1 pseudogene is annotated in these 632 nt (G+C 67.9%); it reads left to right on the plus strand.

The window, feature by feature from the left end:
* Positions 1-6: 6 nt before the first annotated feature.
* A pseudogene (locus tag ABD944_RS42175) lies at positions 7-468 on the plus strand (ATP-binding protein); the annotation flags it as partial.
* Positions 469-632 lie beyond the last annotated feature (164 nt).

A 632-nucleotide genomic window follows, 5' to 3' on the forward strand; every position in this document is an offset into this window, starting at 1 on the left:
CGCGAGGTGTCGGCGCGCAACGCGTCCGGCGCGGAGCTGCGGATCAAGCCCGCCGGGTTCCCGGCACGGAAGACACTGGAGGACTTCGACTGGGACGCGCAGCCCCCAGCCCGGCAGCAGATCGCGCAACTCGCCTCCGGCGGGTTCCTCCTGGAAGCGCAGAACGTGGTGCTGCTCGGCCCGCCCGGAACGGGGAAGACGCATTTGGCGATCGCGTTGGGGATCGTCGCCGCCCGGCACGGGCATCGGGTGCTGTTCGCGACCGCGACGGACTGGGTCACCCGCCTCACCGACGCGCACCGGCAAGGCCGGCTCCCCCAAGAGCTCGCGAGGCTGCGGCGTTACGGGCTGGTCATCGTCGACGAAGTCGGCTACCTCCCGTTCGAGCAAGACGCGGCGAACTTGTTCTTTCAGCTGGTGTCCTCCCGCTACGAGCACGCGTCGCTGATCCTCACCTCGAACCTCCCGTTCTCCGGGTGGGGAGGGGTGTTCGGAGACCAGGCCGTCGACTTCGCCTTGTTCCAGCATCAGGGTGCCGAGCACCACGTTGTCTTCCAGCTGCTCGCGCGCGACCACTTCGGTCATGCCCTTGCTCTTGCGCAGCTCAACCAGACGTGGCACGTAGTTTTCAC

The sequence above is a fragment of the Actinomadura verrucosospora genome, from assembly GCF_039540335.1.
Taxonomy (GTDB): domain Bacteria; phylum Actinomycetota; class Actinomycetes; order Streptosporangiales; family Streptosporangiaceae; genus Spirillospora; species Spirillospora verrucosospora.